General features: G+C 68.0%; 8 protein-coding genes and 1 tRNA gene. 3 read left to right on the forward strand and 6 right to left on the reverse strand.

The window, feature by feature from the left end; genetic code table 11:
• Nucleotides 1-23 precede the first annotated feature (23 nt).
• Both IEZ17_RS33405 and IEZ17_RS33410 read left to right on the forward strand, forming a co-directional pair.
• Nucleotides 24-551 (forward strand): hypothetical protein, encoded by a 528-nt coding sequence (locus IEZ17_RS33405; RefSeq protein WP_189306782.1) that lies wholly within the window; start codon nucleotides 24-26, stop codon nucleotides 549-551.
• A gap of 48 nt (nucleotides 552-599) precedes the next feature.
• Nucleotides 600-672, forward strand: a tRNA-Arg gene (locus IEZ17_RS33410).
• A 102-nt stretch (nucleotides 673-774) separates the two neighbouring features.
• Here IEZ17_RS33410 and IEZ17_RS33415 read toward each other — a convergent pair.
• The 6 genes from IEZ17_RS33415 to IEZ17_RS33440 all read right to left on the reverse strand — a co-directional run bounded on the left by IEZ17_RS33415 (nucleotide 775) and on the right by IEZ17_RS33440 (nucleotide 6,593).
• Nucleotides 775-2,061 carry a site-specific integrase gene (locus tag IEZ17_RS33415; RefSeq protein WP_189306784.1) on the reverse strand — a complete coding sequence of 429 codons (1,287 nt, stop codon included), beginning with the start codon at nucleotides 2,059-2,061 and terminating at the stop codon, nucleotides 775-777.
• Complete coding sequence (locus tag IEZ17_RS33420) at nucleotides 2,061-2,243, reverse strand: helix-turn-helix domain-containing protein (RefSeq protein WP_189306787.1); 183 nt, start codon at nucleotides 2,241-2,243, stop codon at nucleotides 2,061-2,063. The genes IEZ17_RS33415 and IEZ17_RS33420 overlap by 1 nt, the downstream gene beginning before the upstream one ends.
• Complete coding sequence (locus IEZ17_RS33425; RefSeq protein WP_189306788.1) at nucleotides 2,225-3,697, reverse strand: replication initiator; 1,473 nt, start codon at nucleotides 3,695-3,697, stop codon at nucleotides 2,225-2,227. The genes IEZ17_RS33420 and IEZ17_RS33425 overlap by 19 nt, the downstream gene beginning before the upstream one ends.
• A 140-nt stretch (nucleotides 3,698-3,837) precedes the next feature.
• Entirely contained in the window at nucleotides 3,838-4,569 is a 732-nt protein-coding gene (locus IEZ17_RS33430; protein WP_189306790.1) for a DUF2637 domain-containing protein, read from the reverse strand.
• A 48-nt stretch (nucleotides 4,570-4,617) separates the two neighbouring features.
• The gene (locus tag IEZ17_RS33435; RefSeq protein WP_189306792.1) at nucleotides 4,618-6,030 is read right to left on the reverse strand and encodes an FtsK/SpoIIIE domain-containing protein; all 1,413 of its coding nucleotides are present in this window, start codon (nucleotides 6,028-6,030) and stop codon (nucleotides 4,618-4,620) included.
• A 197-nt stretch (nucleotides 6,031-6,227) separates the two neighbouring features.
• Nucleotides 6,228-6,593 (reverse strand): SCO3933 family regulatory protein, encoded by a 366-nt coding sequence (locus tag IEZ17_RS33440; protein ID WP_189306794.1) that lies wholly within the window; start codon nucleotides 6,591-6,593, stop codon nucleotides 6,228-6,230.
• A 188-nt stretch (nucleotides 6,594-6,781) separates the two neighbouring features.
• Here IEZ17_RS33440 and IEZ17_RS33445 point away from each other — a divergent pair, with 188 nt between their 5' ends.
• The gene (locus tag IEZ17_RS33445; protein WP_189306796.1) at nucleotides 6,782-7,189 is read left to right on the forward strand and encodes a GntR family transcriptional regulator; all 408 of its coding nucleotides are present in this window, start codon (nucleotides 6,782-6,784) and stop codon (nucleotides 7,187-7,189) included.
• The last annotated feature ends 935 nt before the right edge of the window (nucleotides 7,190-8,124 follow it).

Raw genomic sequence — 8,124 nt, forward strand, 5'->3', positions numbered from 1 at the left:
TTCCCCCGGGACGCGGTCGGCCTGTGCCGCGCGACCCCCACCCCTCAGAGATCTTCCGGCTCCCGGCCGCACGCGACCACCGCCCCTGCGCCTGCCGCCGCTCCCCGCCTCTCCCACGAGCACGGCCCTACGGCCTCTCGGGCACCACCCCGGCCGACTACGCGGAGGCGATACGCGCGGAGGCGATACGCCCGGAAGCCGCCCAGACGTTCGACGCCCTCGGCATCGGTATCGGCATCGGTATCCGCTACGACGCTCTGCCCGCCAAGATCCGCGAAGCCGTCGTCCCCGCCAGCCCCCGCCCCGACTTCAGGCGCCGCATCCCCCACGCCTTCCCCGCCGGGCCGGCCCATCGCGCCCGGGCCGCCCTCGGCAACATCAAGGCGAACGTCCCGGCCGCCGCGAAGAGGGCTACATCCGCCCGAACTTCGTCCAGATCATCGAGGACTCGCCTCGGGGCCACTGCCCCTCGCCCACCGTCCCCAACAGCATTTCCGCAGGTCAGGGCGGGTGCGGGAATCGGATTTCGCGTGACGGCGCAGGTCATGTAATGTTGTTCCCGCAACGCCGACCGGCAAGAAAAACCGCCGGAAAGCCAAGCGCTCGTAGCTTAACGGATAGAGCATCTGACTACGGATCAGAAGGTTGCAGGTTCGAATCCTGCCGAGCGCACAGCAGGTCAGAGGCCCCGTCGAGGAATCGACGGGGCCTCTGGCGTATGTGTTGACGGCGGTGGTTGACGGCAACCGCCTTGAAGGGGCGGGGCGAGGGTGGTCAGACGACCACCGGGACGCCGGCCGCGCTGTCGTCACCGTCCGGCGGGTTGCCGTCACCCCTCAGCGCGTCGCCGACGCGGTCGAACGCAGAGCGCTGGGAGTCGAGCCGCACGAAGGTGTAGACGTCCATGGTCACGCGGATGGAGCTGTGGCCCAGGACTTCCATGATCATTCGGGCATCGGCGCCCTGTTCGTGGAGCAGGGACGCGCACGTGTGCCGCAGGTCGTGGAAGCGCACTCTGCGCACTCCGGCGTGGCCGCACAGTACTTCGAAGGACCGGTTCAGGTTCCGCGGTTCGATGGGCGTCCCGTTCTTCGTGGTGAAGACCAGGCCGTGTCCCGTCCCCTTCCAGCTGTCGCCCGCGGCCTTCCTGTCAGCGATCTGCTGGGCGTGCTGAGCGCGGAGCGCCGTCACGCACTCGGACGGCAGCGCCACGCGACGGGCCGAGCGCTGAGTCTTCGGCGCGACGATCAGCAGCTCACCGCCGACCCGCTGAAGCGCCTGCCGAACAGTGACGACGCCTTCGTAGAGGTCGACATCCGACCAGCGCAGCCCCAACAGCTCACCGCGCCGCAGTCCGATGCGGACGGCCAGCTCGTACGCGGCCCACAGCCGGTTGTCACGAGCGGCTGCCAGCAGGCGACGCCCCTCCTCGGTCGTGAGCGGTTCTATCTCGCGCCTGGTGCCCATGCCCAGCTCGACGTTCCGGGCCACGTTGCGCGGCAACTCGTCCTCTCTAACGGCGTGCTGGAGAGCGGCGCGCAGGAGCACCAGCAGGAAGCGCACGGTCCGGTCTGACGGGAGCTTCTTGCAGCACTTGCCGAGGGCGCAGCAGCGCTGCTTGTGCTTCGGGCGGTTCTTGTCCTTGCCCTGCGCGCAGCACTGGCAGGTGGCCGCCGTCTTCGCGAGGAAGGCGCGGATGTCGCGGGCGGTGAGCCGGGACAGCTTCTTCCTGCCGAAATCCGGGGTGACGTAGTTCCGGATCAGCGACTCGTAGTTGACGTAGGTCGTCCTGCGGACCTTGCCCTTGGCGACGTTCGTCAGCCAGTACGTCAGGTACTGGCCCAGCGTCATCTTGCTGGTGGCCACCGGGAGGCCGTTGAGGGAGTCGGCCTTGAGCTTGGTCAGCTTCTCGTGCGCGTCGTCCCAGGACCTGCCGTAGACGCTGCGCCGCTTGTACGTGCCGTCGCTCGTGAGCACGTACGCGCTGCCCTCCCAGCGGCCGTCCTTGCGCTGGTAGATCGTGCCCTCGTTGTTGGCGTTCTTCTTCGGCTTGGCGGCCATCAGGCGGCTTCCTGTTCGGTGCGGAGGGATATGTAGGCGTCCACGGCGGCTTCGGTGATGCGGCGGCAGCGGCCGACCGTGAGTGATGCCAACTGGCGGGAGCGGATGAGGTTGTAGACCGTCCAGCGACTCACGTGGAGTCGTCCGGCGACCTGGTCGACGGTCAGGAGGGAAGTAGGCACAGGTCACCTTCTTCGTGTCGGAAACGGCGTTGGTGCTCGATTTCGTGGCGGGTCTGTGCGGCGAGTAGTTCTTCGCCGGGGCGGTAGCCGGAGGCGAGGTACGCCCAGGAGGAGTCGGTGACGAGCGTGGTCGCGTCGTTGCGGCCGGGGAGGCCGGCGCGGACGCGGGCCGCTTCGGCTTGGGCCAGGCGCCAGGCACGGCGTACCTCGCGGAGTGCGCCGAGGGTGGTGGAGTAGGCCCGGGACTTGCTGGAGAAGTGGCCGCGGAAGCCGAGCATGTGAGCCCACTTCCAGAGCTTGAGGTCTGCGAATTCCGGTAGGTGGCCGAGGGCCCAGGCGGTGCGGATCATCTGTCGGACGTGCTGCTGGACGGGCAGGGACGCGAGGAGTTCGGCCTGCCCGGTGCCTTCGCAGTCGGCACACAGGCCGTGGAATCGGTCGGGGCCGCGCACGTAGCCGCGTCCGGAGCAGGGGCGGCACACGAGGGTGCGATCCACCGTGCCGGCGCCTTCGGCGTTCTTGGTCGCGTACTTGGCGATGTACCCGGCGACCTTGGCATCGGTGAGTTCGCCGTCGGCCAGGGCGGCGATGCGGTCGACCTTGAAGCGCTTGCCCCAGGTGATGTGGCGTTCGCCGACGGCATCGGACTCGATGGTGAGCCGGGTGCGCTCGACGGCCATGCCCACGGCGACACGGAGGGCCTTGAAGGTGGCCCAGGACGGGGGCCGGGAGGAGTGGCCGTCGGGTCCGTCGAAGCGGATCACGGCGTGGAAGTGGACCAGGCCACGCTTCTGGTACTCGGCGACCTTGGCGAAGGAGAGGCGCAGCGCGGCGTTGAGCGTGCTCTGTGTCTTCTTGAGGTGTTCGGCCAGGGCGCGGCGCAGGTAGGTGGTGAAGCGGGCCCACAGGGCTCCGGCGTGGGCGTTCCAGAGCACGGCGCCGGTGTAGTCGTAGGTGGCCGGATTGAGCGGCGTGCCCAACGCCGGGTCGTTCTCGGTGTGACGGGTGCCGCAGCGGCAGCGGCGGGTGTTGCCGTTGTCGGTCTCGCGGTTGTGGACGGGGCCGAAGGAGGGGGCGGTGAGGGTGACGAAGGCGCGGGGATGGTGGCGGACGGATTCGGCGACCTTCTTGCCGCCCGAAAGGCCGGCCTTGATCAGGTGGTAGGTGTCGGCTGCGTACAGCCGGGAGCAGGCGGGGCAGCGGGAAGCGCGGCGGTTGCCGCAGGTGGTCAGCAGGCGCCCGGACGGTTCGTCCTCGGAGCGGTAGGAGCGGATCACTTCCCCGGTGGTCCGGTCGGCGGTGGTGCTCCAGCCCTGGAGGTTGATGGGGCTGGTGCAGCCGCGCAGGTTGCGGACCTGTTCGGTGACGCGGTCGAAGCCGTGGGTGTTGGCCAGTTCGACCAGGTCCCGCAGGCCGGGGCTGATCACGTGGCTCAGGTCGAGGGGGTGGTGCATGAGGGCCGGAGTCCTTTCTGACGCGGGGGTTGGGGCCTGCGGGCAGCAGCGATCCGGCACGGAGCTGCTGCCCGCAGGCATGGCAGGGCTGGCCCAGGGGGCGAGAGGGGGGTGCCGGGAGGTCGGCGGAGAGCGCGGCTCTACAGGGCGGCGTGGAGAGCGGTGGCCATGGGGAGGCCGATACCGAGCCGCCTCTTGAGCTGAGCCGCGGTGATGGGTTCGCCGTGTTCGGCGGTGTGCGACGCGGCGATGGAGCGTGCTTCGGCCAACAGCGGCTCAGGGACCTTGACCGAAGGTACGGGCGCAGGCACGGTCGCGGCGGGGGCCGGGGCGACGGGAGGAGCGGCCAGGGCCGGTTCCGGGGCGACGGAGTACGCGGGTGCCGAGGCAGGTTCCTGGCCGGTGGGGCGCGGAGCGGGCTCTTGGACCGGCGCTGTGTCGGCTGTCGTGGCCGGTGCGGTGGCACTGGAGGCAACCGCGTGGAAGGAGTGCAGGAGTTGCGGACCGACCGCTCCCCACCCCAGGAGCAGCAGGGGCGCCACGGCATCCACGGCAGCACGACCGTAGTGCCCGGCGACGATGGGCTCTGCGACGTTGAGGGCCAGGGTCAGCAGGCCGGAGACGTGCATCAGACGCGAGGCCGCCTTCATCTGCTCGGGCGGGACGCCACGCAGGGAGAGGTAGCGCAGGGCCACCAGGAGCCCGACGACGGACAGGTCGACCATGGGGGCGATCACGGGCGCGACGGGGCCGGGGACGCCCAGGCGCAGGGCCAGCGTCCAGACGTTGCCGAAGGAGAAGACGAACGCCAGGGTGGCGATGATGCCCATGACCACGGTCACCGTGCGCTGAGTGATCCGAGCCTCAGACATTGAGGATTCACCTCCTTCCAAGTGGGTCCAGATCCGGGCCAGTTGGGGTCAGGCTGCTTCGGGGCGGCCCTCCTCTCCCTTGTCCAGGTCGACACCCGTTTCGAGGTAGGCCCCGGCGTAGTGGTCGAGGAGGATCTGTGGGTCGTAGGCGAGGTGGGCGGTGCCGTTGGCGATCTTCGCGGCGTGCGCGTCGTCCACGTACGGGGTGCGGATGCGAGTGAAGCCGGGACGATCCTGTGCCGTCATGGAGGCGACGCCCACGTAGGCCGGGTCTTGCAGGTTCACCGGGTTGGCGTCCGGCCAGTTGCGGATGTCCTCGCCCAGTGCGGCAACGGAAGCTTCGGCGGTCTTCTGCGCAAAGCTCAGGCCGACCGGGCACACGTCGCGGATGAAGGTGGGGATGGCATCCCCGGTGCTCTTCTGCGTGGCGAGGATGACGAGGATGCCGACGCTTCGGCCCTTCTTGACCAGGTCCTCGACGAGCCGGGCGTTCTCGGACGCGAGGGCGGCCAACTTCTTGGTGGCCGGGTCGTTGCCCTTGTAGTCCCGGAAGTACGTGTGCGCCTCGTCGATGATCAGCACCGTCAGCGGCCAGTTCTCCGAGGGCCCGACGTGCCACATGTTCTTGACGCCAAGCACCTCCTGGATGCTGGTCGAGCGCCCCCGGCGGAGCTTGACCAGCCGCTTGAACAGCGCGTTCGCCTCCTCCAGATCGTCACCGACGAAGGCGAACAGGCGGTCCATCAGGTCGGCGTAGTCACCCTCGTGGGCACCCGACACCTTCCCGTCGGCCACCGCGAACTGGATCTCCGGTGCGGGAGCGCAGTCGCAGATGAACTTGTTGATCAGGGAGGTCTTTCCATACCCGGGGAGGCCGGCCACGGTCACGCCCGGCACATTGCTCAAGCCCACCGTTACCGGCTGGGCGTACTCGTCCACTCCCAGAAACCAGGTCGCCAGATCTTCCGGCGCCTCTCCCGTCGGAACGTGGTCGGTGGGCGTCAGCAGGGGATCAACCCTTACGCCGCGGATCACCACCTGCCCCGGACCATCAGGCAGGACGGAGACGCGGGCGCAGCGCCAGGCATCAGCCAGGTACGGCGCGGCTTTCTGGAATTCCTCCAAGCCCACCTTGGGCAGGCAGTTCGCCTGCGCCACGACCCCGAACCTATCCGGCTTCACCTTCAGTGCAGGTGTCAGGACCCGCGGCTTCGGCGTCTTGTCCGTGTCGGTGGTCAGGGCCGCCAGCGCAGTGGGCATCTTGTCCGTGACCGACAAGCCGGCCATCTGTGCCAAGCGCTTCCAGGTCCGGCGCACGCGCACCGCCTGTCGGAGGCTGGCCCGCATCATGGGATCCGCCGTGAGGTAGCGAACGCCCCAGACCAGTGCCCGCACGGCGAACACCGGCAGGACCGCCACCGCTACGTACGGGGCAATTTCGTAGAGCTCTTGGAGCGTCATTCCGTTTCCTTCATTCCGTAGAGGTAGGCCGCGAGGGCCACGTCAAGATCGCCCCAGTCGAAGGGGTTGGAGACCGGCGGATACCCGTGGTCGACCAGCACGGCCCGCCACCTGGTTCACCAGTTCTTCGCTGAAGCGGTGATCGGGGAGGGAGGCCGGGACCGGATACGCCCGGTCCCAGCCGTCGATGAAGCCCGTCACGCAGCCATCGCCCCGGCATCCGGGACGAGCGGCGCGGCCAACTGGAACGAGGCCGCGCGGTAGGCGATGCCGTCCGAGAGCTGGCCGTTGAAGATCCGCGCCCACGGAGTGGCGAACAGGTCCACCGGCCGCACGGCGGCACCCGGCATGAGCCCGTCGGGGAGCCCGTCCTTGGGAACGGTGATCTTCAGGGCCTCCGCCCGCTCGTCCTCCATCAGGAAGACCGTCACCGTGTACAGCGGCTGGTTGCTTTCACGGTCGGTGGCCATCTGGGTCTTCTCCGGGTCCGTGAACTTCGGCACCGGCATCGTTCCGACCATGAAACGGGTCGAGTCGAGCAGGCCAACGCGAATGCGCGCCATGGGTGAACTTCCTTTCCTACGTGGGCCGGTGGCTCCGGCCGCGATCACTACGCAACCACAGGGTTGATACAGATGCAACACCTGCACGCACGCATGACCACAGAGGAGTGTTGATACACATGGCTCATAGAGGTGTCCTAGGCGTAGTAGGTGTGTCGCCCGCGGCGGTATCGCCGTATCCTGCGGGCATGACCCTGCCTCTCGAAGACGACTCCCGGCCGCCGTACATCCAGACCGCCGAAGTCCTACGCCGGGAGATCGCCACGGGCCGCTTGAAGCCCGGCGACAAGTTGCCGTCGGCCAGGGCGCTGCAAGATCAGTACGGGATCGCCAGCGGCACCGTGCAGAACGCGCTGCGGCTGCTCAAGAGCGAAGGTCTGATCTACAGCGTCCAGGGTCGGGGCAGCTTCGTCCGCAACATCGGCGCGCCGGTCGAGGAGGGCCAGGAGCAGTCGCCCGCCCCCTCTCCCAGTTCCGGCCTCACCGCGGAAGCCCTCGCCGAGGACGTCCAGGACCTCAAGAACGCCGTCAAGCAGCTTGAGGCCACTGTGATGCGTCTTGCTGCGATGGTGCAGGCTCAGCAGCAGGAGAAATAGCGGCAGCCAGTTGCCGGACCGCCGCGTCCAGGCGGGCAATGGACACGCAGAGGTCCGTCAACTCCTCTTCCAGCACCGCTATCTCGTGTTCCGTCATTTCCGTTCCCCGCCTTGCTTCCGTGCCGGTTCCTCGTGCTCCACATCCAACGCCGCAGGGCTTGCCCAAAAGCTTGCCCAGCGCTTGCCCGCCGCCGGATCAGGGCTTGCCCATGCCGTCTGGCAAGCCATCACCGCGGGCGCTTCCCTACACCTTCCGGCCGCATCAGGCACGTTAGAGGCGCGCGGCATCGAAGTCCCATCTGGAGAGCAAGAACCTTTCTCCGCCTCCCGCCAGGCGGTCATGCACATCGACACGGACACATCACTCGCCTCCTCTCAGTGGTTCGGGCCGCTGCATTAATAGTCCGGAGAACGGCCGGTTTGGGTAACCGGCGTTTGTGGTCTATGTTTCGCCCGCCGGTGTGCCGCGAGCTGCCTATAGAGGTCCCGAAAAGCGCGCCGGTGTGACACCTCTTCCTGGTGATCCGCATCATGTCCCCTTCTTCTGGCGCCAGGGCTCGCCGGGCGTTCACTGGCCATCGGCGCCGAAGAACTGGCCGGCGCACCAGTTGGCCGACGCAATCCAGCTCAGCACTCACCGCTCACCACCCCACTCACCACGAGCGACCACCCAAGGTCACGAACAGGTCACGGAACGGCCCGGTAAGCCCCGGACGACCCGCACTGGCATCTTGCAATCCCCTGCCTGTGGATAGATTCCGACGACTGCCAGGACGTATGGGTGTGAATGCTGATCTAACGCGCCAAGAGGCGTGGATTGCGGCATCCGGGGTGGAAGGCTGTGTCGGCGCAAGGCTTGCCAGCTGACCAGGGCGCAGCGCAGTGGAGCTGTGCAAAGTTTCTTTACTGGATCAAGGCGGCCCGCTTCGCGGGCC

The sequence above is a fragment of the Streptomyces albospinus genome (assembly GCF_014648695.1).
In the GTDB taxonomy this organism is placed as follows: domain Bacteria; phylum Actinomycetota; class Actinomycetes; order Streptomycetales; family Streptomycetaceae; genus Streptomyces; species Streptomyces albospinus.

Coding starts and splice junctions, on each gene's coding strand:
- IEZ17_RS33415 (WP_189306784.1), bottom strand. CDS start 2,061: ATGGCCGCCAAGCCGAAGAAGAACGCCAACAACGAGGGCACGATCTAC.
- IEZ17_RS33440 (WP_189306794.1), bottom strand. CDS start 6,593: ATGGCGCGCATTCGCGTTGGCCTGCTCGACTCGACCCGTTTCATGGTC.
- IEZ17_RS33425 (WP_189306788.1), bottom strand. CDS start 3,697: ATGCACCACCCCCTCGACCTGAGCCACGTGATCAGCCCCGGCCTGCGG.
- IEZ17_RS33445 (WP_189306796.1), top strand. CDS start 6,782: ATGACCCTGCCTCTCGAAGACGACTCCCGGCCGCCGTACATCCAGACC.
- IEZ17_RS33430 (WP_189306790.1), bottom strand. CDS start 4,569: ATGTCTGAGGCTCGGATCACTCAGCGCACGGTGACCGTGGTCATGGGC.
- IEZ17_RS33435 (WP_189306792.1), bottom strand. CDS start 6,030: ATGACGCTCCAAGAGCTCTACGAAATTGCCCCGTACGTAGCGGTGGCG.